This window comes from Ensifer sp. Root31 (assembly GCF_001424825.1).
GTDB lineage: Bacteria > Pseudomonadota > Alphaproteobacteria > Rhizobiales > Rhizobiaceae > Ensifer > Ensifer canadensis.
The window spans coordinates 47779-69760 of sequence record NZ_LMCO01000027.1 but is presented as its reverse complement, the minus strand read 5'-3'; the positions used below and the strand labels follow the sequence as shown (position 1 = coordinate 69760).

The 21982-nt window shown below is 56.7% G+C and carries 16 protein-coding genes and 6 pseudogenes; 12 read left to right on the top strand and 10 right to left on the bottom strand.

The window, feature by feature from the left end; translation table 11 throughout:
• A partial coding sequence (locus ASD00_RS41310; RefSeq protein ID WP_210173877.1) for a hypothetical protein occupies positions 1-244 on the bottom strand: 244 nt, incomplete at its 3' end.
• Here ASD00_RS41310 and ASD00_RS23115 point away from each other — a divergent pair.
• Both ASD00_RS23115 and ASD00_RS23110 read left to right on the top strand, forming a co-directional pair.
• Complete coding sequence (locus ASD00_RS23115) at positions 170-1273, top strand: IS5 family transposase (protein ID WP_057209062.1); 1104 nt, start codon at positions 170-172, stop codon at positions 1271-1273. The genes ASD00_RS41310 and ASD00_RS23115 overlap by 75 nt on opposite strands.
• Complete coding sequence (locus ASD00_RS23110) at positions 1273-1617, top strand: hypothetical protein (protein ID WP_057209059.1); 345 nt, start codon at positions 1273-1275, stop codon at positions 1615-1617. Before ASD00_RS23115 ends, ASD00_RS23110 begins: the two co-directional genes overlap by 1 nt.
• Positions 1618-2624: 1007 nt before the next feature.
• Here ASD00_RS23110 and ASD00_RS41865 read toward each other — a convergent pair.
• The 5 genes and pseudogenes from ASD00_RS41865 to ASD00_RS23095 all read right to left on the bottom strand — a co-directional run.
• Positions 2625-2780, bottom strand: a pseudogene (locus ASD00_RS41865) (nucleotidyltransferase); the annotation flags it as partial.
• Positions 2781-2902: 122 nt separating this feature from the next.
• Complete coding sequence (gene repC, locus ASD00_RS23105) at positions 2903-4258, bottom strand: plasmid replication protein RepC (RefSeq protein WP_057209056.1); 1356 nt, start codon at positions 4256-4258, stop codon at positions 2903-2905.
• A 291-nt stretch (positions 4259-4549) separates the two neighbouring features.
• The gene (repA, locus tag ASD00_RS23100) at positions 4550-5743 is read right to left on the bottom strand and encodes a plasmid partitioning protein RepA (RefSeq protein ID WP_057209053.1); all 1194 of its coding nucleotides are present in this window, start codon (positions 5741-5743) and stop codon (positions 4550-4552) included.
• Between the two features lie 255 nt (positions 5744-5998).
• Positions 5999-6330, bottom strand: a pseudogene (locus tag ASD00_RS39125) (RidA family protein).
• Between the two features lie 227 nt (positions 6331-6557).
• On the bottom strand, positions 6558-7682 hold the full coding sequence (locus ASD00_RS23095) for an IS630 family transposase (protein WP_057209050.1): 1125 nt from the start codon (positions 7680-7682) through the stop codon (positions 6558-6560).
• Positions 7683-7724: 42 nt separating this feature from the next.
• Here ASD00_RS23095 and ASD00_RS23090 point away from each other — a divergent pair, with 42 nt between their 5' ends.
• Positions 7725-8012: a transcriptional regulator gene (locus ASD00_RS23090; protein WP_057209048.1), complete on the top strand. Its 288-nt coding sequence runs from the start codon at positions 7725-7727 to the stop codon at positions 8010-8012.
• Between the two features lie 1254 nt (positions 8013-9266).
• Here the strand turns inward: ASD00_RS23090 and ASD00_RS39120 are convergent.
• A pseudogene (locus ASD00_RS39120) lies at positions 9267-10348 on the bottom strand (IS3 family transposase); the annotation flags it as partial.
• A gap of 409 nt (positions 10349-10757) precedes the next feature.
• On the opposite strand from ASD00_RS39120, the gene ASD00_RS41215 reads away from it, so the two are divergent.
• Both ASD00_RS41215 and ASD00_RS23070 read left to right on the top strand, forming a co-directional pair.
• Positions 10758-11168: a hypothetical protein gene (locus ASD00_RS41215; RefSeq protein WP_200951488.1), complete on the top strand. Its 411-nt coding sequence runs from the start codon at positions 10758-10760 to the stop codon at positions 11166-11168.
• Positions 11169-11312: 144 nt separating this feature from the next.
• Positions 11313-11567, top strand: a complete 255-nt coding sequence (locus ASD00_RS23070; protein ID WP_057209042.1) for a hypothetical protein — start codon at positions 11313-11315, stop codon at positions 11565-11567.
• 5 nt (positions 11568-11572) lie between these two features.
• Here the strand turns inward: ASD00_RS23070 and istB are convergent.
• Positions 11573-12102, bottom strand: a pseudogene (gene istB / locus ASD00_RS23065) (IS21-like element helper ATPase IstB); the annotation flags it as partial.
• Positions 12103-12473: 371 nt separating this feature from the next.
• Here istB and ASD00_RS41860 point away from each other — a divergent pair.
• Both ASD00_RS41860 and ASD00_RS23060 read left to right on the top strand, forming a co-directional pair.
• Positions 12474-12680: pseudogene (locus ASD00_RS41860) on the top strand (LysR family transcriptional regulator); the annotation flags it as partial.
• Positions 12681-12692: 12 nt separating this feature from the next.
• The gene (locus ASD00_RS23060; RefSeq protein ID WP_244496105.1) at positions 12693-13427 is read left to right on the top strand and encodes a LysR substrate-binding domain-containing protein; all 735 of its coding nucleotides are present in this window, start codon (positions 12693-12695) and stop codon (positions 13425-13427) included.
• Positions 13428-13433: 6 nt separating this feature from the next.
• On the opposite strand, the pseudogene ASD00_RS39110 reads toward ASD00_RS23060, so the two are convergent.
• Together ASD00_RS39110 and ASD00_RS23055 are read right to left on the bottom strand one after the other, a co-directional pair.
• Positions 13434-13719, bottom strand: a pseudogene (locus tag ASD00_RS39110) (YecA family protein); the annotation flags it as partial.
• A gap of 534 nt (positions 13720-14253) precedes the next feature.
• Complete coding sequence (locus tag ASD00_RS23055; protein ID WP_162249750.1) at positions 14254-15015, bottom strand: D-2-hydroxyacid dehydrogenase; 762 nt, start codon at positions 15013-15015, stop codon at positions 14254-14256.
• Positions 15016-15535: 520 nt separating this feature from the next.
• Here ASD00_RS23055 and ASD00_RS23050 point away from each other — a divergent pair.
• From ASD00_RS23050 to ASD00_RS23030, 5 genes are all read left to right on the top strand, one after another.
• On the top strand, positions 15536-16531 hold the full coding sequence (locus ASD00_RS23050; protein ID WP_057209037.1) for a LacI family DNA-binding transcriptional regulator: 996 nt from the start codon (positions 15536-15538) through the stop codon (positions 16529-16531).
• Between the two features lie 218 nt (positions 16532-16749).
• Positions 16750-18012, top strand: a complete 1263-nt coding sequence (locus tag ASD00_RS23045; RefSeq protein WP_057209034.1) for a Xaa-Pro peptidase family protein — start codon at positions 16750-16752, stop codon at positions 18010-18012.
• Entirely contained in the window at positions 18012-19100 is a 1089-nt protein-coding gene (gene potA / locus ASD00_RS23040) for a polyamine ABC transporter ATP-binding protein (protein ID WP_057209031.1), read from the top strand. Before ASD00_RS23045 ends, potA begins: the two co-directional genes overlap by 1 nt.
• Before the next feature lie 49 nt (positions 19101-19149).
• The gene (locus ASD00_RS23035; RefSeq protein ID WP_162249748.1) at positions 19150-20181 is read left to right on the top strand and encodes an ABC transporter substrate-binding protein; all 1032 of its coding nucleotides are present in this window, start codon (positions 19150-19152) and stop codon (positions 20179-20181) included.
• A 27-nt stretch (positions 20182-20208) separates the two neighbouring features.
• Complete coding sequence (locus tag ASD00_RS23030; RefSeq protein ID WP_057209026.1) at positions 20209-21978, top strand: ABC transporter permease subunit; 1770 nt, start codon at positions 20209-20211, stop codon at positions 21976-21978.
• Positions 21979-21982 lie beyond the last annotated feature (4 nt).

Genomic DNA, 21982 nt, shown 5'->3' with positions numbered 1-21982 from the left:
CTCCTGCCTTGTTCAACAGCTCCACGCATATGCTTTCGTCGTCAAAGCCGGAAAGGAAAGAGTTATGACTAAAAGCTTGCAAACGAACATAAGAGCAGGCTGTTGAAAAAGAGCTGGCCTGGAGGTTTCCGCCGTGATTCACTCGCTTCGTCGAGTTTTGGAGTGATGCATGCGCGGCGGCGATGTGAGGACGGGTGAACTCTTCAGTTATGTCGATCTTGAGGATCGGGTTCGTAAAGATCATCCGCTACGGGCAATTCGGCAGATGGTGAACGATGCGCTGGTATTCCTGGAACGGGAGTTTGCAGCGCTTTATTCGCCAATTGGGCGGCCATCGATCGCGCCTGAGAAGCTTCTGCGCGCCATGCTCTTGCAAGCCTTCTATTCGATCCGCTCCGAGCGGCTTTTGATGGAACGGCTGGAATACGATCTTCTGTTCCGCTGGTTCGTTGGCATTGGCATTGACGATCCAGCTTGGGACCATTCGGTTTTTTCGAAGAACCGCGACCGGTTGCTGGAAGGCGACATCGCCGCGAAGTTCCTCAGTGCGATCCTTTCGCAGCCCAAAGTAAAGCGGCTGCTGTCTACGGACCACTTCTCTGTCGATGGCACGCTGATCGAAGCCTGGGCATCGATCAAGAGCTTCAAGCCGAAGGACGGCCTAAGGGGCGATCATGGCGAACCACCGTCGGATGGCGGCGGTCGGAATAAGGAAGCAGACTTCCATGGCGAGAGACGCTCCAACGAGACGCATGCTTCAACGACCGATCCCAATGCGAAGCTTTATAGGAAGGGAAAAGGCAAGGAGGCCAAGCTGTGCTTCATGGGGCACGGGCTGATGGAAAACCGCCATGGCCTGCTGGTCGATGCCTATCTGACGGAGGCTAGCGGATATGCTGAACGGGTAGCGGCGTTGCATATGATCGGGCCCTTTACTGAGCGGACACGAGCGATCACGCTGGGTGCCGACAAGGCCTATGACACAAAGGACTTCGTCCACGATTTGCGGTCGATGAAGGTCGCGCCCCATGGGGCGCAGAACATCAATGGTCGCCGCTCGGCCATTGATGGACGCACGACGCGCCATTCGGGCTATCGGGTCAGCTTGCGCATCCGCAAGCGCATCGAGGAGGCGTTCGGCTGGATCAAGACCGTCGCGGGGCAGAACAAGACGAAGTTCCGCGGCCGCGACCGCGTCGGATGGGCCTTCACCTTCGCGGCCGCTGCCTATGATCTGGTGCGGCTACCGAAGCTCATGGCGGAGACAGGCTGATGGCCAGAGTATCTGCCTTCGCCAAGGCCTTTGCGGGTCGCTGGCGCATCGTCGAGATGGACAACTGGGACAATGATGTCCTCGATCTCGTCGAAGAGGCGCATCTGACATTCCAGGGCGCAGCAGACGGCGAAATCGCCTTCGTCGCGCTAAGGGGCTTCCTCGATGTCCGCTACGGCTCACGCGATGGATCGGCCTGTGCTGAGTTCTCGTGGGAGGGACAAGACGAGAGCGATCCGGCCTGTGGTCGCGGATGGGCTGCTCTCGGCTCCGCCGGACGCCTTGTCGGGCACTTCTACGTCCACAACGGAGAGGATTCAGGCTTCGTCTGCGAACGCGACTGACTTCTTCAACAGCCTGCTAGTGCTGCGCGAATTGAGGGATAACAACGGAAGTGCCGCCGCGCTCCGCGCTGCGACGGCACTTGACGACCCCCAAAGTACAAGGACTTTAGGGAACCCGCGGGAAAGAGTGAGGTTTAACCCCTCTGCACGGGTCGGTTCATCAAGAGGCACTTGAGCGCGCCGTTCGACCGTGTGTTCGGCCAGGGTTTTTCCACCGGGCGGCAAAGCGCAGCCGGCAACGAGCGCCGGCTCGCGTCGCCAGGCGTGGCGTAGCGTGCGCGGATCGGTTAGCCAACCCCACATGTCGCGCCATCCTTCGTCGGGATGTGCCTTACTCCACTGATAGAGTTGGCGCTGAATGCCGAGTATCCAGGCGAGATCCGCCCGGCGATCCATGTCCACAGATCATTCCTCCGTCGTGCAAGTCTATCGTCTTCCTGCTTTCCCTTCGCCATGTATGCGGCTTTCCCGCGCTCCGACTACTACGGAAGCTCCGCCCTCGGGGTCGTCCTTCTCCGGCCGTCGCGGCTAGCCCAATTCCAACTGGGCGGGCGATCCGAGTTCCCGTGTTCCGATTCTCAATCTTTGTGCCGCTAGGTGGTGAACTCTACCCCCTGACAATTCGGGAGGAAAGGCTCTGGAGAGTGCCCCTTCCTCGGATGCGCCCTCGGCGCATCCAGCAGCCGAGCCCCGCCGCTTCAGATTGCTTGGCCCTCTCGCCATCACGATGTAAGGGCGTGTTTCGGTAAATACAGAGGCTTCCAGCACTCACTTCGTTGCCTCACCATAGACACTGCGGTAGTCCGGCCTACGGCTGATGGGCCGTACCGTTTAATTAAGATCGCTCTGCTGATGACACCCGCCGGCGACGCCCGGCCGAGCTTTTCGATCCTCTTCCGTCCACTACTCTCTGTAGAGGGGTGACATTCCAGTCACCGGTCAAGAACCAGTTAGTTTGGGAGGTTGCGTTTATTGCATGATAACCTCCCGCGCCTTCACGGTGCACCGTAAGATCCGAATAAGATCGCCTTGAGGATCCGACCCTTCTTCTTGAAGTCCGCCTCCCCCAGCGCATCCTCAAACTCCGCCCGCAGGATCTCTAGCGCGCGGGCAAGCTGCTGCCGTTTTGCTGCGGGCAAGTGATCTAGGCATGTTTTCATCATAGGCTGAAGAGAATCTCGCGCTCTGAGGAAAGAAATTCTGCGGATATTAAACGCTCCGTGCTGCACCGTAACCCGGCCGCTTGCATCTAGCCGCTCGCGGATCAGGTGACCACTCGTCAGCCTCAGGCGCTCGAGGTATTGCTCGAGGCATCCTTTCGCTGTTTGCGCCAATGAAAGAGAGACGACGGTAACCGAAGCTGACCCTTCTCAGCTTTCGAGAGCATGCCGTTCAAATAGGCGCCAGGACTGTCGATTAGCCCAGCCACATGTTTTTCATAGATCAGAGCCACTGCGCACGCGGCAGTCTCACGTCCAAGCAACCTGCAAGCGGCCGCCCAGGTGGATTGAGGGATCTGCAAGCTCGGCTTCAACACAGTTTCCACGGCCCGAACTACGTCATTCCAGGTGGGTCGCCCACCGGAAACCAGCCATTGGGCGAATTCGGGGCAGAGCACCCGAAGGGTGATTGGATCGATTTGTCCTGCTTCAATTTTTTTGATTTGCTCGACCCTCTCGTTCCTCTCAGGCTCATTTCCAGAGCCTTCTTCGCGGGTAAGACCGGCGCTTAGCAAATCAAGTTGCTCCGCGCGAGCGGAGCTCCGTTCTTTTTCATACAATGTACGTATGTTTTTCTGACTTGTATCCTGTATGTGGAGTTCATTTGTGCGCCCCGAGGGGCTCATTTTAATAGCTTGTTGACTAGCATATGCCGCCTCTCGCGCTTGTGTTAATGGGTTTGAGGCTGCCGCCCCCGCTTCGAACTTGTCTGCTGCGGCTGCATATGCCGTACGAGCTCGCTCGAGCACGTCCCTCAGGCGTTGGCAGAGGCCTTCTAGGATCTCGGTCGTGCAGCGGGAACGCCGCACAAGAACAAGCTGATCCAGCTCAGCCGTGCATTCTTTCCATGGTCCTTCCATCTGATTGGCGAGAGCGGACTCGATATAGGAAGCCAGCATTTTCCGATCTCGCGTGAACTGCTGGGCAAGCGCACGAGTTTGGGCCTGAAGACGCTCCTGCGCCTCCACCTTTTCTTCCAATTCAAAAACCCGAATCCCCAGTGGTGATAGGTCGATACCGTAGGTGCGTTCGATCGAGATCTTGCCGGTGTGAGGATTGCGGCGCCCGACTCGGCGACCTGAAGGGCTATCTTTGAAGGCGATAAACCCTGTCTCGGCCAAACGGCGCAAAGCCCGCTTCAGGGTCGCGAGTGACATATTCTGCTCGCACATGAGTCTCTGATTGTCGGGCCAAGCTAGAGGGCGGCTATCAGCCTCCCAGTCGCACTCGCGGGTAAAGCTTAAGAGGCAATTCATGAGCTGAATGGCTTGAGCATGAAGCCCTAGTAGAGATGCTGCCTTGTTGAACGCCAGGACGGCGCGTTTCTTCTCAACCGCCGTATGCGGTCCCCATTGTTCAGCAAGGGTCTGTGCTTGACTAATCCCAGGCGTCATCGCCCGGAAGCCGGATGGTTTTGACATAGGATCTCCTGTTGCAAAGCAAGCAGGCCCACTCGCCAAAGCGGCGTTTTTAGTTGACAAAATTTTCGGAGATACTACCTTCAGAGCAGGGTTAACGAAGCTCTCGGGTTTGGCGACCCGTTGTTTCGAAGATAGAGGCTCCGTCGCTTTGGCTACGGGCCTTTATTTTTTTGAGACTAACTTCATTAAAGTCCTTTTGTTTAATGGTGCGGAGTTCTTGCTTTCCTTGACGCACCGAACCAACTGAGTCTTGTGCAGGACCACTTTCTGCAGATTGCCCCCGTCTCAGGGTCACATTCTTCCCCACGCGCGATGGATGAGGTTTTGAATCTCAGAATTCACAGCGTCCATGCAGCTAATCGCGCGATCATCCGTCCCTCGCATCAGGCTACTGCGCTCCATCTCGTAGAGAGTTTGTTTGGTCAGGCTCGCATCGAAAATGGCCTGTGATTTGATCATTGGGTTAGTTAGGATTTCTTCAGCAAGAACAGAGTGCATGAAGCCAACCATTTGCGCCTGCGTCACGTCGGCAGGATCGTAGCAGGTGATGAGATAGCGCAGCCAATCCACTTCAGCATTGACGCGGGAGGGTTTGATCGCCCTGGTGATATTCCCGAGCATCACCAGGGATGGCCCCATGGATATCAAGTCAAGCATTTGGGGACGAGCGGTAATCAGGATCGATGTGGCGGCTGCAAGGGCGGTAAGCGTGAGGTAGCCAACATCAGGAGGGCAGTCGATCACGACCACATCGTAGCGGTGATCGATTCTCGCCAGCGCTTTCGCGACGTGCGAAAATGCGCGCTGGCTCTCAAATGTGTCCTGCACCGAAGGCGTACTGAATTGATATTCCTGCAGTTTGAGATTGGCCGGAATGATGTCCAAGTCCGGGAAATTCGTCGGCAGGATGACATCTTGGATGGAGGCGTCACCTTCGCCGAAAGGCTTGGCATCAAAGATCGATGGGTTTTTGTCGAAACCGGAATGAAGGCCGTACAATGCTGAAAGGGTAGCCTGCGGATCGAGATCAACGGCAAGCACCCGGTGGCCCGAGAGCGCTAGATGCTGGGAGAGATGAGCGGCCGTTGTGGTTTTGCCGGACCCGGCTTTGACGTTAACGATCGCAATCACTTGCAGCCTATCTTTACCTTTCCGATAAGGGACGTATTTCTTGGCGTCCGATTTACCGGTCTTATCGAGATAGAAGCGGAGTTCCCTGATCTGCTCCGCGTTATAAAACCTACGCCCTGCGCCAGAGATCGTCGGAGTCGGACCCTTACCTTCAAGATGAAGCCGCTTCAGATTGTTGGGGCTCACGCCAAGATAGTGCGCCACCTCCGCCATCGAAAACACCCGCAACATCTTCTTCCCAACCTGTGGAGGTTTCTCCCTCTGCAGCTGATCCAGCCGTCGGGAAATCTCTGCCCCCTGCAGCAAGATCTTCCCATCGAAGTCGACCGGTGACGGTTTCGAAAAGGCGTTCATCTGCAACCCATTCTGGCGACAAAATGCACGTTTCCGTGCGACCATCGCCACTATCGGCGCTTCCGGGACGCTGACAAGTTTTTGTACGTTACGAACGAAACAATCCAGCGCAATCAAAAAACTGGTATTTTTGTTCGCGCTGAGTTTAACGTCTTTCTCGAATTTGTCCTTTGCCTAACGGTGGATACGCCGCGCCAGTCCTCTCTACCTCAAGTTGGCAGATGTTGCGCCCAAGAGGGAAAGCCATTACGCCGCCTAAATGACGGCTGCACACACGATAATCTCTACCTTCAACTCGGGCCGGGCGAGTTTTACCTGCCCGCATGCTCGCGCAGGAGCATGCCCTTCGGGGATCCAAGCATCCCAGATGGAATTCATTTGCGAGAAATCTACAATGTCTGCCAACCCAATAGTCGGGTGCAATATCTCTCGCGAAATGCCTGCGGTCAGAAGCAGGTTGTCGATGCGTCCGAGACAATCGGTCGTCTGCTCGGAAATATCGTTCCCGTCCCCAACCTGACCGCAAAGATAGACGAGACCTTTACGATCTTACTCATACGATTCCCGGTATGAATCCGTTCTATCATGATTCTGACTTTCCCATTTTCGCATCAACTTCCGAAAACTCAGCGAGGTCCCCTAGTCTCAGAGGTTTCAAAGGACCCGAACTCGGTAGGCGCCGATATTCGCCGGATGGTCGACAGCTCGTGTGCCATGATCTGAGTAATCGGAGCCCCGCACATCCGGCCCTGACAAGGTCCCATGCCGCAACGGTTATAAAACTCAGTGCGGCACTAGTGTTCCGTCTCAGAGATTATGACTCGTTGAGCATGGGTGTCGGATAAGACTTAGCCATTTTTTCGCGCGCTTGGTCGACTGAGAACATCCATCGGATTTGGGCACCGCTATCGGTTCGACGACGCTCCCATGCCTGAACCTCACTTTCGAGCAGGTTGCGGTTGTCGATGCGGCGGTCAAGACACTGTCGGCGCATAACGCCGATCTCGATCTCGGCCATATTGAGCCAACTCGCGTGGCGGGGCGTGTAGTGGAATTCCAGACGTCGCAAAATCCGGCGTGCCTCAACGGCTGGGAACGTCTGATAGATAGCAGACGCCGTGTGGGTCGATAGGTTATCCATCACCACACGGACCCGGTCGGCATCGGGATAATCGGCGTCGACGAGGTCGCGCATGCAGACGGCGAAGTCCTCCTTGGCGCGCCGATCGGTGACCTTGACCTTGCGCCACGACCTATTGGCATCGACCATAACGAAGAGGTTGGCCGTGCCATTGCGCTTGTATTCAGAATCGTAACGGTATCGCTTTCCCGGTTTCTGGACGATGGGCACGCGCACTTCGCCGATGAGCTGGATCGGACTTTCATCGAAGCAGACGACGGGGCGCTTAGGATCATGCGGCTCAGCGTAGAGGTCGAGAAGATCCTCCATCCTTGCGATATATTCGCCATCGATTTTGGCGATGCACCACATTTTCCTCTGCCACGGTTTCAGGTCGTTGTCGTCCAGTCTGCGACGGATGGTTTCGCGTGAGATACTTTCATGTTCGACCACTTCCAGCAGCGCGTTGGCCAGAAGTGTCAAAGTCCACCGGGTGCAGCCCTCTGGCGGATCCGAGCAAGCCAGGGCAACGAGTTGTACCTCGTCCTTGCCGCTCAGCTTTCGAGCAGCCCCGGGGCGTGGCTCTTCGCTGAGGGCTGCCTCCAGGCTGATCTCCACGAAGCGCTTCTTGGTGCGGTAGATGGTCGAGCCGCTGGTCTGCACCGATGCTTCGATCGCCTTGTCGCTGACGCCCGCGTCCGCTGCCAACAGGATCTGCATTCGCTTGAGCCGCCGGACTGGCTGTTTGCCGCCACTCACTGAAACGCGAAACTCGTCGCGTTCGATCTGGCTAAGATCGACCCGATATCGTACGTTCATCACAACAACCCTTCATAATGGTGGGCTTTGGATGAATCCGAAATGAATCAATTGCTTGACCAAGACAAGCCCGCCAGGCGAGCCGTTTTCACTGCCAAACAGGGCCAGTACCTGGCCTTCATATGGGCCTATTCAAAAATCAATGATCGAGCCCCGGCAGAGGCAGACTTTCAGCGCTACTTCAAAGTCACCGCACCCTCAGTTCACCAGATGCTAAAGACCCTCAACCAAATTGGACTGATCCAAAAGCAACCAGGCCAGGCGCGCAGCATCCAACTGCTTGTCCCGCCTCAAGAACTGCCAATCCTCGGCATAGACAATCCGTCATAATCTCTGAGACGGAACACTAGGAGACGACGAACGCGCTCATGAATGTCCAGGCGTAGTCTGGGTCGACACCTAGAGTCGGAAAGGGAAACAGCGTGAGGGCCTGCTTGATCGTCACGATCACATTGTTCACGCGTGCGGACCAGAACACGTTCGGTGGAATCCGGTGCGATATCAGTCAGCACCGGCGTGTGCACAAGCTTCATGATGAAGGCCTATGGAGCGCGCCCAAACAAAGCTATCTATTCTCGTTCGCAGCCGCGGCCGCGAGTACGTCTGTCGAGTCCTGGTCGCGCTGCAGAACCGCCGCGGTCCTCATGTTCCACACTCGTTTGCGAATCTCGCCTGGCCTGCCTGGACGGTGAAGTTGTTCCACCGGAATTATACGAGGTAGGCATATAGGATCTGCCTCCGATTCCATCCGTTACAAGAGCCGCTTCATCTTGGGAATCTAGTGTCGAGGGAAATTCTTGCATGCTTTCTTCTTGGAGTTGCGCAGGGGCTGGCGAACTTCGCTGATCCTTTTCGGATGACTGCGGTATTGCACCGGAACTATTTGTGCCAGTAAGTCTGTCGGGCCCCACTCTGTCGCAACTGTTCGAGCGCGACGTGAACCATTCACCGTACGCCGGCGGTGATATCTCTTCATCATACGCCGCGGGCTGATCTCTTGATGGGGGGCGCTGATGGGACTGGTACGCCTGCGGTGATATTACTTCATCATACGCCGGCGGCTGACCTCTCGATGGTGACCGCTGAAAAACTTCATTACTCGCTTGTGCAGGGGGATTGGTCTGCCTGCTGTTGCCACCACGCCCCTCCCGCTCGCGTGAAGGATGTGTCCGTTGAGCAACGTTTACTACCCAGGAACGAACCCACCGTCTCAGGTTTCGCGTCCATCTACGGGCCGCATCGTTCGTTGGCGCAGTGTTTGGTTGCCTCGTGGGGCGTTCTGGCGGCTGATCGTCTTGGCTCACAGTCCATCGTCCTCGCGCAAAAAGAGCTGGGTCAACCTCGCTACTGCATCTCTGAAATTAGCGGCAGTTTACTCTCTTGGTTCGGCTTTCCAAATTAGGCTAATACAAGGATAATGGTACACAATTGTTGGCGGTCGAAGTAGTTTATTTCGCGCCATGTTTCAAATGTAGGACAATGTAATTTAATGGTCGCTGGGACTGATGATGGTTAGCGAGGGCGTGAGTTAGCTTAGCCCAATGGTGCCCGCGACTGAAGTTGCCCCCAAAAGACCGGACATGCTCAGGTTTGAGATTGCGAGCTGATGAACTCGCGCGGGGACTGATATCCTAAAGCGCTGTGCGCCAGAACGGCAGTTGAGCGTTCGGCCATACCGTTCGATTGTGGGCTGCGCACCGGTGTGGCGCATGGCTCCATGCCGATGTCGCGCAGCAAGGATGCGGTGTCCTTGGCGATGAAGCAGGAGCCGTTGTCGGTGAGCCATTCGATAGGATCGGACAGCATGTTGATGCGGCCGAAGCGGTTCTCGACAGCGGTGATCACGAGGTCCTGTACGTCTTCGCTCTTGATACCTTCGGTGGTGGCGACATGGGCGATTGCTTCACGGTCGCAGCAGTCGAGGGCGAAGGCGACACGGACCTTCTCCTTGTTGTCGCAGCCGATCTCGAAGCCGTCGGAGCACCATCTGATGTTCGAACGCTCGACGGCGACCTGGCCGTCGTGAAGGCGATCATCGACCGCTCCGGTATGACGCACCAGCAGCAGTTGGGCCACGAACGTCCGTCTTTCCGGGCATTGCGGCGTAGGATGGCATGGACACGCCGATAGCCGTAGGTGGGCATGTCGGCGATGATGGCCTTGATATCCTCCACCRGTTCCCGATCCGGGAGTGGTGGGCGTCCTCTGGCTCTGGAAAGGGAGCCTGTGGCACGCGCAGCGATATTCGACCGGGCGACACCTAGAGTTTCGCATACGGCCTTCATTCCAAAATTCCCCTCGGAAGAGAGATTGAGCGCAACATCCGTTTTTTGGGCCACCGGCGATTTCGAGGGCTTCCTTGAGGATTTCGCTCTCCATCGTCTTCTTGCCCAGCAAGGCGCTGCAACTCCTTCGCCTGGGCCTGAAGCGCCCGATATTCGGATGCCGGAACAACCTCCTCTTCGGCGGCCGTCGCCGTCAGCGCCCCTTGGGACGCCAGCTTGCGCCAGGCGAACAACTGGTTCGGCTGGATGCCGTGCCGACGCGCGACGATGCTCACCGTCGCGTCCGCCTCATAGGTCTCGTGGATGATCGCCAGCTTCTCTGCCGTGCTCCAGCGCCGCCGACGTTCCGGCCCGGAGAGGACTTCCATCTTAAAATTGCTGNCCGCCTCATAGGTCTCGTGGATGATCGCCAGCTTCTCTGCCGTGCTCCAGCGCCGCCGACGTTCCGGCCCGGAGAGGACTTCCATCTTAAAATTGCTGGTAGTCATATTACCAACATTACTCCTACCCACTTAGCTAAGTGGGGGAGCATGTCCGGGCCTTTCGGGGGCTAATTCACAATGGTGCCCGCGACGAACCCATGACATCCACGCTTTGCAGCCTATAAGGACTGGCTCGCACTACGCTCGCAAGTCCCACGTCACTGACATCACGTTAATTCTTTCAGTTGTAGCGATCGCGTCACTCTGCGCTCGTCCCCTGTTACATCCGAAACGACTTCGAACACACGGCGGAGAAGGCACCCGATATACAAAGCCAATACCGTCGAAGAAGACGTCGGTGCTCGCGAATGCAAGCAGGTGGCCTTTTCCGGGCTGAATCACGCAATGGGCAGGCAATGCGCTCGTTTTTTGAAGTCACTTTCAATTCCGCTGACCTTAATCTGATTGGCACCGTCCTAGAAGAGTGGATCCGCGATAATGCGGTTCCTGAGGGAAGCCCCGAAGTCGAATTGGCAGCCGCGGTTATGATGAATCTCTTTCGCGAGGGGAACAACACCGTCGCCGCGCTGAAGCTGGCCGCTTCGAGGCATAGAGGCCTGTGCGATCTTAGTTACTCGACAGTATCCGCTCCGATTGAGGCAGCGCCTGCCCCGGAATTTTTTTACCATCAGAACTATTTCGATCGAAGAGGAACGCAGCGTGCAACTGCGCAGCACCAAATTTCAGGAGTCGTACTTGGAGGCCGAAGCCTTTGGTGAAGTCGTCCAAGACTCCACCGCTGAAACCTGCAGCAGTACGCTTGTGGACGATCAGTTCCTCCTGTGGCGTTCGAGTTTCAGCGAGGGCCCTCATATCCAACCAGAATACGAGAACTTCCCTTTCCCTTCGATGGGAGCGAAGCGATGACCAGCTCTATCTCCTTCGCCTGCGACCCGGCAAATCGCTACTGCGAGTGCGGGCATTGCGCCGTACCGCCTGCGCAAAAGGTGAAGTTCGATGCATTGGCCAAGTACAATCGCGCGACCAACGTCACCGTTCATTTCATCATCCTCGTTGCCGCCATCCTAGCCTTCGGGACGGTCAGCGCTTGGAACACAGAGAAAGCGCATCGGGAGACTGTCAAAGGCGCGGAGCTGTCAAGCGAAGTGAAGATTTGACCCTTTCATTGATTGGTCGTTTCGTTTGTTTCAAGCGCCGATCCAACTTTCAGTAGAAGGCCGGAGCGGCGCTTTTCGCGAAGACGGTAGCTGTCGCCGCGGATGGTGATCACTGTTGAATGGTGAAGGAGGCGGTCCAATATCGCCGTGGCGACTACGGGGTCCCCGAAGACGCTCCCCCATTCTCCGACCGAGCGGTTGGAGGTGATCAGTATTGATCCCTTCTCGTAGCACCGGGAGACCAATTGGAAGAACAGGTGGGCGGCGTTAGCTTCGAAAGGCAGATATCCCAGCTCGTCGATGATCAGTAATTTCGGTCGCGACAGGATCGTCAGTTGCTTGTCCAACGATCCGTCGCTGTGAGCTTTGGCCAGCATCGCCACCAAAGTGGCCGCCGTGACAAATTGGACGTTATAGTTCTGACGGATCGCCTCGCGGCCAAGACCGACGGCGAGATGGGTTTTGCCCGCTCCAGGCGGCCAAGGAACAGCACCGTGTCTCCGTGAGCAATCCAGCGACAGGTCGCCAATTCACGCGCAAAGCCGTTATCAAAATAGCCAGTCCTCGGCAGCACCTGTTGCTGGAAGGTCCGCGGCAATATCCGTTATGGCGTAAGAGGCACGCAGGGTCCCGTCGGACCCACGAACTGGAAAGCCGCGACATGAAAAACCGTGGGTTCCGGCATTTCTCATTCTATTGGGGATAAGCGCTGTCGTGTTCGCGGTCTTGAACCCACAATATTACACGCTTGCGCCTCAAATGTAACGGAGAGACGATTGTGATTACTTCCGCGCCGCCGTAACCGGATATCTATGCCGGTTCATATGCGTAGTGCAATTTCCTGTCTCGCTTGATTAATATAGAATTGATTCGAGAGCCGATTGGCAAGAGCCGTTTGTTACTTCCGTGTCGCGTCAGGATAGGTTGGTTATTGTGAGAAATCCAAGCCTTCGCCAGCTTGAGGCGTTAGTAGCGGTAGTCGGGGCCGGGACTGTTAGTCGCGCGGCCGAGGTGTTGCGAATATCGCAGCCCGCCGCGAGCAAACTGATTCAGGACTTGGAGGCAGATACTGGCCTTCAGCTCTTTGAACGCGAAAGCGGCCGCCTAGTACCAACTGATCGCGGAATGCGACTTTACGAAGAGGTAGAACGAATATTCGGAGGGGTCAATCAACTGGCCCGCGCTATCGAAGCCATCCGCCGCGAGGAGCACGGTCATCTTGTCATCGGCTCCATGCCGGCCCTTTCGGGTCCGTTTCTAAGCCGCGTCCTTGCACAGTTTCGTAAATGTCACCCCAATGTCTTCGTTTCGATAGAAGCGCGGAGCTCGCAGCTATTAACCGAAGCGGTGTTGTCACGCCGGCTCGATCTCGCTCTCGTCGCGAGAGGCGTCGAACACGACTCGATTATAGCGGAGCAATTGAAGAGCCCCCCTGCAGTGGCGATCTTGCCTCAAGGACATCGTCTCGCTAGGTTAAAAGAAACTACTCCTGCCGATCTGGCCGGAGAACCTTTTATCGCGTTTGCCCCTATGACGATGATGCGTAGAAAGGTGGATACAGCGTTCGAACAGAGGGGATTACGGCCAAACATTATTCTTGAGGCCACCACCGCGACGAACGTCGGCGCGCTGGTGGCGGCCGGACTCGGAGTGACCGTGGCTGATTGCCTCGCGATGGAGTCTGTCGCGGGCCGTGTTATAGTTCGACCATTCAGTCCAACCCTAAACTTCGAATATGAGCTCATCAGACCTATGAGAGCTCGCAACAGTATTCTCGTATCCGATTTCGCGAAGACGGTGCACGCCGCGGCCGCTGTACACGGTGAGCGCAACGAGCATCCCACGGCTTTCGTCTGTTGAGTCCGTTCAGAACTTCTGCTTTGCGCACTTTGGCATGAAGTAGCTTCGGATATTGACGAGCGCTTCGGCGACGGCAGCGGCATCCTCGTGGGTGGCGGCCCTTGGGTCTCGCTGAGTTTGCGGATTGGCGCGATGATATCGCCGGTGATGGCATGGCCGCGAATGACGGGTCGCCTCAGCTTCGGCGCGAACCCGGTTCCAGAAAGCAGACGTCTCAGTCCATGGCATCGAAGGTCTGATCATCGATCCTGGTAAACCTGGGCCGGTGGTCTTTCGGCGTTTCGGCGAGGCTCATTCCTGCTAATCCGGACGCCTCTGGCACCGATCTTCTTGAGCGTTCACGGATGGCGGAAAGCTCGGATAGCAGGTGATGGCGTCGTTTCGAGCGCAGCTTCTGCATTCGTCGGGCTGTTTTTTTGGCCTGATCGTTTGGGCAATCTTGGTCGGGATGCTCGCGCCGATATTTGGGCTTGTGAATGGAAAAAGAAACCCGCGCCGGAGATCAATACACGCGGGTTTTAGGTTGGTCGTCCGAACGACCCTGGGGGATGTGGGGAGGAGAGGAAACTCAACCCACAATCAAAGTGTGCTCATCGGCTCTGCCGGCGGCAATCGATATTTTTGTCGTCAGGCAAATTGCAGGTCGGTCACGATCAGGAGCAGTGGCGGCGGCGGGACTACCGTATCGATTTCCAATGCCACCCCGATATCGCCCAGCGCGGACCACACCTCGGCCGGGGCATTCGGATCGTTGGGGGGAAAGCCAGCTCAAAAGGCCTGTCATTGCATCGGGAATCGTTGACCAAGTGTGCTCGAGGCGATGTGGTCAATAACCGAGGATCGGGTCAACTCTGTTTCGTAGGCTTTTTCCAGCTCTCGATCTACCCAGATTGTCCGCAAGGATCACGAGGCAGCGATCAATATAACCATCTGGCGCATCGGCAGAAACGTGTGGAAACACCATTAGATTTGGTACGTCCCAGAGCTGTGAATCTGGGGGTAGCGGCTCCTGATCGAAGACATCAAGGATCGCGCCAGACAGGTGTCCGCTTGCGAGACAAGAAACCAACGCGGCATGGTCGATGACGCCACCGCGACCCAAATTTAGAACACCGGCGCCCGCTGGAAGCGCTGATAACTCTCGCAGGCCGATCACACGCTGCGTCTCGGGTGTGAGAGGGCAAGCCAAAATCAGGATCTCTACGTTTGGAAGCTCCTCGAGGACTCTATCAGGCGTGATCATGCGTTCAACCGACGCGAGAGGCGCTCCACCGCGACGAACACCCGTGACGCGGAAGTCAGCGCTGTGCAAACGTCGGGCGATTGCTCCACCCAAAGCTCCAACGCCATAGATCATAACGCGACGGCCTGCGGCCGTTCCGCGGAGTTGGCGCGACCAAGTGTGATTTCGTTGCCTCGTCGCAATTGAAGGCACGCGTTCATGCAACATCAAGGTCGCCATCAAACCAAATTCGCCGACTTTATCGGTATGGACACCGCTTGCGTTCGTAAGAGTAGTTGATGCGCCCAGCCAGTTGAAGGGAGCGTACTTTTCGACGCCAGCGCTGGTGCACTGAATAAGCTTCAAACATTTGCCCTCCGACGCTATGAAGGCCGTATCGAGCCTGCTGGCAACGAGGATATCAGCACCCCTAAATGCTTCTATGTCTCGTTCATCGGAATAGCGGCACGTCAATGCGGCTGGCGTGCAAACAGAGCTAAGACTTCTGAGGATTGCTTCCGCAGTGACTTGATAAGCGGCCACACCGTCGCGCACGTTCTCAATGTATATTCGCGGGGCCGAAACCCAGCCCTTCGAAGTGCCGTCTACCATACGATGTTTGATCCCAGTTCGTGCCCGAAAGTTTTGCTGATCTAATCGATGCAATCGGTTGTACTCATAATACAACCGGTTGCATTGTCAAGAAAACCCGATAAGAATTGGACGATGACCGACGCCAACCGTTGTCCCCGGCCAAACCGGCTGGTACGTTTCGCCAAACCGCCCCAGCCGGTCCAGTTTTTGGTAAACTCATTTTGGAATAAATATGCCACCTTCATCGACCGACGATCCCGTTAAACTGCCTGCCTCAGGGCGTCGGCCGACAATGGCCGAAATTGCGCGAATTGCCGGCGTCGATACCTCGACAGTGAGCCGCGCACTTGCAGGGAGCCCACGTGTTACGAAAGAGACGCGGGCGCTGATTGATAAAATAGTCAAAGAGACGGGGTACGTCGTTAACGAAACGGCCAGGCACCTGCGAGGCGGCCGAGCAAACCAGATCCTCGTAATCGTGTCGGACATCGCGGCGCCATTCTATTCCGACGTGGTTCAGGGCATCGTCGAAACGCTGGCTGAACGCGGCGTGAATGTTCTTCTCGGCGTCACGCTGCGCCAGCCTAAACGCGAGGCCCAGCTCGCCAAGCAATTGCTGACTGGCGTCGTAGATGGCATCATCACCGTCACTGGCAGCGTGCCGAAGCCAATTCTGAATATGCCTGGCTTTGAACGGAAGGTAGTTGCTATATCGCGGCCCGTTCCCCACGAGGGGATAACCTGCGTCACAATCGACAATTACGCCGCCACCAAACAGGTCATGCAACATCTACACCACATGGGACATCGGAATATCGTTTACATCGGCGGCCCAAATTACTCTGAAACGTACCGCGATCGAAGTGCGGCCTATGTCGACTTTATGCGAGAGAACGGCCTGGACGAATTCATCAAGATGCGCTCGACCGACACCTTCAACGACGATGCCGAATCCGGGCTCACGATCATGAAATCCATCCTTGAAGATGGAATTCGTCCCACTGCGGTTTTTTGTGCGACCGACGAACTTGCAATTGGCGCAATGGCAGCCTCTCGGCAAGCTGATCAAACCATACCGGACGACATGTCGTTCTTTGGATTTGATGACTTGAAATTGACTCCACTGATGTCGCCGCCGTTGTCGACAGTGTCAGTCCCTCGTTTTGAGATGGGCCGTAGTGGAGCTGAAGCGCTGTTCCGGCAAGTGTACAAGGACGCCCCAGTATCGACAAAGGTTGTGCTCGAACACCGGCTGATACTCAGGAAAAGTGTAGCCAACATCGCTTGAATTGGTCAACGATCGACGAGTTCAGCCAGGTGCGAAGGATCAGCGTGTCTGACCTCTCATGCCGGGTGACGCCGTGCGCGCCGGATCCGGTTTCGCCATCAAAGCCAACAAAAATTTCCCGTATCGCAGCCACATAAACTCACCGCGACGAAGATTCGATATTGACAATCCAACCGATTGCATGAGTAATACAAACGATTGGACAACTGGAAAACACCATGACTGAGAACTCAGCAACCCGTAATATTACCCACTCTTCTGGTGCCGACCGCGCCGACCAGATTGATCGCGCTCAGATTTCGGTATCGGGCATGTCGAAGCTCTGCGGTGAACCGGGACACTCTTCACCCCATCGTACTGACCAGATCAACCGGGTCGCTGCACTTGCAGAGGTGCTCCGCGCCAGGCAGATTGACGCCGCCATCATCGACGCTTCCGAGCACATGCGCTATCTGTTTGGTTATTCTCCAAGCGCGTCCATGTACCAATGCTGCATCGTCACGGCCGACGGCAGCGTACACGGCGTCGTGCGGAAACTGGATGAGGCGCTTTTCGCGTCGGTTTCGTGGGTCGAGGATAGGGTCACCTACCTGGATTGGGAAAGCCCGTTCGATGTGTTGGTCGCCGAGATACACAGACTTAGGCTCGCGAGCGCAACCATCGCTCAGGAACTCGACTCCCATTTCCTGACCGTACGTGACCAGCGTCGCATCGAAGCCGCACTTCCGAATGCGCGGTTCGCCGATATCTCAGGAACCCTCCTGAAAATGCGCGCGAGAAAGTCGCCGGCCGAGATCGAGGAGCATCGCCGTGCCGCTGCGATTGCCGACCTGGGCGTGGCTGCAATCGTTGATGCGATTAGGGAGGGCGTAAGCGAACGTGAGCTTGTTGCAGCAGGCTATTCCGCAGCGCTTGCGGCTGGCGCTGACAACAACGCGCCCCGCATCGTTTTGCTCGGCATGGGCTCTGCGACGCAGCACATGCATGGAAGTGTCGGCGACCGCCGTCTCGAGCCGGGCCAGCCCGTGCATATCGAACTTCTGCCGCAGTCCAATGGCTACTCCTCGCGAGTGATGAGGCCCGCCGTGCTCGGTACTGCGCCTGCGGACCTGCAGGCCAGCTTTGAGCAGTTGGTGGAGATCCAGGATCGTCAGTTTGCAGCAATCCGACCGGGCGTTGCAGCGAAGGAGATTGACCGGATCGCACGAGATGGGCTCGCCACTGCCGGTCTCCGGGCAAGTTTTCCTCACAACACCGGGTACGGGATTGGGATTATCACGGCACCGAAGCTGATGGACGCCACGCACTTGTACACGCCTGGAGCGGAGTGGGAACTCCAGCAGGGCATGGTGTTCCACATGTATCTTTCGGCAGCTGGGATACAGATTAGCGAGACAATCTGCGTGACCAACTACGGTGTCGAGATCCTGACGCGCTCGCCGCGGCGCCTGCAAATTCGACAGCTCGGAAGGAATGCCTGATGAATGATCGACTCCATCCTGCGGTCTCCTTCCAAGGCGTTACACGGCGATATGGAGCCGTCACTGCGGTCAACGATGTCAGTCTTGATATTGCTCAGGGCGAATTCTTCGCTCTGCTTGGATCGAGCGGTTCAGGCAAGACGACACTCCTTATGCTGCTCGCAGGTTTCGATAAACCGACCGAAGGCCGCGTCCTCATGTCCGGCACGTCGGTGACCGAGGTGCCACCGCACCGGCGTCAGATCGGGGTTGTGTTCCAGAACTATGCGCTCTTCCCGCACCTTACCGCAGCAGAAAACGTTGCCTATCCGCTGAAGATGCGAGGTATCGGGCGGGCAGTACGTGAGGAAAGGGTCAAGGCAGCACTGAGCCTCGTCAATCTCACCGAACGTGGTGCATCCTACCCCTCTCAATTGTCCGGGGGGCAGCAGCAGCGTGTGGCTTTGGCCCGTGCGCTCGTTTTCGGGCCGAGCCTCCTGCTCATGGACGAACCCCTTGGTGCGCTCGACCGAAGGCTTCGGGACCAGATGCAGCTTGAGTTGAAGCGGATTCAGGGCGAACTTGGAATCACGGTCATCTATGTGACGCATGATCAATCCGAAGCCATGGCGATGGCCAATCGGATTGGTATTATGGCCCACGGCCAACTCCTCCAGGTGGCCGACCCGGAAACCATCTATGCATCACCCTCCGATCACTTCGTCGCCAGGTTCCTGGGAGAGTGTTCGATTCTGAAGGTGACATCGATCGATGGCGGCCGCGGCTATGAGATTTCCGGTGCACGGCAAGCATTGCCGTTCATCACATCTAAGCCATTCGACATTGTTGTGCGCCCGGAGAATGTCTCCGTTCACTCGGCGGGGGCTCAGGCGACCGGAAATGTTTTCGAAGTTCCGGCGACTATTCGCGACATCACTTATCTCGGCGCCGGCTGGCGCGTGACACTCACACTTTCCGATGGGCAATCCTTGCTTGCCACTATCGTGCGCGGAGACGAAATTGCCGGCTATCTCTGCCCTGGCAAGCCCGTTTTCGCACGGTGGGCGCCAACGTCCGTCGCCGTACTTCCCGCCGAAGGATCGTCCTGAGGCGGTTTCACTGAGAGGCAAAGACATGACAAAAAGAGGGGTAAACACGATGAGACGTAGTTTCTGCACCAGCATCTCGATCGCAATGATTGCAGCAATCGGCGCTACGTTCGCCACCGCCGGGAATGCGGACGATTCCGGCAAAGTCGTTGTGGCATCATACGGCGGGTCCTTCCAAGATGCTCAGACCAAAGCCTTCTTCGAGCCTTATGCCAAGGTAACGGGCGCAACTGTGACCGGGACGACCGGTACAGGCTACGCTAAAGTCAAGGCGATGGTTACGAGCGGTAATATTACCTGGGATGTCATCTCTGCTGATGCAGCGGCGTATGAAAGCGAAGTGAAGGACGATCTGCTTCAACCAATCGATTATTCAGTGGTCAAAGCCGACGGCATCCCGGCTGAGTTGCGCACAAAATACGGCGTCGGCTACATGAAGTTCGCCCAGAACCTGGCTTGGAACAAAGACAAATTTCCGAACGGCCTGACGCCGGCACAGTTCTTTGACCCATCGGTGAAGGCTCGGCGGGTGATGCTCGCGCTGCCTTACTACAATCTCGAGTTTGCACTGCTGGCTGATGGTGTGAAGCCGGCCGATCTTTACCCTTTGGACGTGGACCGCGGCTTAAAGGTCATCGACCGCATCAAGGACCAGATCGTCGGTTTCAAGCCACCGTCAGATGTCCAAGCGCTGATCCAGCAGGGCGAAGTCGACGCCGCCTTTGGCCCCGGGGGGCGCCTCAACAATGCGATCAAGGCCGGCGCTAACTGGGCGTACACCTATGACGGGTCGGTCACGGTCGTTGAGTATTGGGCAGTGCTGAAGGGTGCACCGAATGCAGCAGAGGCGATGAAATTCATCAACTTTGCCGTTCAGCCCGAGCAGCAAGCGGAACTTCCCAAGCAGATATTCTATGGTCCGACTAACACTGATGCCCTGAAGCTGCTGGACCCGGCGCTGGCCAACGATCTGCCAGGCAATCCTGAGAACGAAAAGCTCGGTGGAGTTCTCAATTCGAAATGGTGGAACGATAACCTCGCGTCGGTGTCGACGCGCTGGTCCACCTACATCATGCAGTAAATGAGACGGAACGGGGAGACGGCGAGAATGAAGCTGAGCAGTGGGTTTGGAGACTGGGGGATTAATTGGAAGCAGCTTCTTATGCTGCTGCCAGTAGCCCTCTTGCTTCTCTTCGCTTTCATAATGCCGTTGCTAACAATTGTGCCGACGGCGTTTAGCGGCGATCCCGCCGCGCGGTTTGTACAAATCTTCGGCAGCCCGGTCTTTCGGACGGTCATCCTGACGACGGTCCGTATTGGTCTGGAAGCGACGGCGATCACCCTCGTCGTTGCTTTCCCGCTGGCATGGATATTGAGCCGGGCTACAGGCATCAAGATGCTTTTGCTCGGTCTCCTCGTTCTTATCCCCTTTTTGACAAGCGTTCTGGTGCGGACATTCGCCTGGCTCGCTATCCTTGGGCAGCGCGGCCTCGTTAACGCCGCGCTCCTTAAACTCGGACTGATCGCAGACCCCCTCCCGCTGCTATTCAGTGAACCCGCAGTTATTCTTGCTCTGGTTCACTCCTCTATCCCGATGATGGTCTTTTCACTTGTCACCATCTTACGACGGATCGATGGACGGACGCTCCTCGCAGCTCATACGCTGGGTGCTCCGCCGATACGGGCCTGGATGGGAATCGTCATTCCGTTGGCGATCCGTGGCATCCAATCCGGCGTCACGATCGTGTTTCTGTTCACGATGGCGAGCTTCATCGCACCGGCACTACTTGGAAACCAACGTCAGCAGATGCTCGCGCAGGTAATCCAATCGGAGCTTGAAAGCGGAGCCGATTGGCCGCTCGCCGCGGCACTTGGCATAACGCTCGCAGCCACGGCTACGATAATCGTCTTCGGGCTTTCGATGTTGGCGCGCCAGTTCTCCAGGTGGCAAAATCCCCGGCCATTGCCCTCAGCTCCCCCCCAAAATGCGAAGGGGGTCGACACATCCGTTCTTCGCAAGCCGATAGCCATGCCAAAGCCGGTTATTAGCCTTCCCGTCGTGTCTCATGCTCTCCGACTACTGGCTGAGCCGGTGTATCTTGTCGTTATATCAATCTACATCCTCCTTCCGCTGCTTGTGCTGTTTCCTGTGTCGTTCAGCTCGGCCGATGTTCTCATCTTCCCTCCGCCAGGTTATTCGCTCCGCTGGTTCGAGAAGATCCTTGGCAGCCCGGAATGGATTGGGGCAGGGCTCACTAGTCTTCGCATTGGCGCGGCGACCTGTGCTCTCAGCTTCGTGCTGGCTACGCTGACAGTTCTCGGCTTGGGACGTCGATCCCGGTTCCAAGGGACAGCAGAGGCCTTCGTTCAGTCGCCGCTGACGGTGCCGTCCGTCGTCTTCGCCCTGGGCGCATATCTGATGTTCGCGCGTGTCGGGCTTGTCGATACTGAGGCCGGAATCATCATTGCCCACACGGTTCTGATCTTCCCGGTTGTTTATCTGATTGCATCGGCCACGTTCAGTTCGATCGATCCCTGGTTGTCGTTCGCCGCCGCGACACTCGGAGCCAACCCGTGGCGGATATTCAGGACTGTGGTTTTCCCACTGCTGCTACCGGGTCTGGCAATCGGCGCGCTTCTTGCCATGCTGCTTTCATTCGATGAGTCAGTCGCGTCGATCTTCCTCAGCAACCTTGAGGTGAAGACATTGCCGAGAAAGCTCTGGGAAGGCATTCGCTTCAACACGAGCCCTGAATCTGCTGCGGTTTCGGCAATGCTACTGTGTGTCACTTTCCTGGCCATCACCATCGGCATTGCGGCAGTCTTCGGGCGTCGGCGAGGTGTACAGCTTGTGCGAACCCGGCCCGAACAGGCCTGACGTC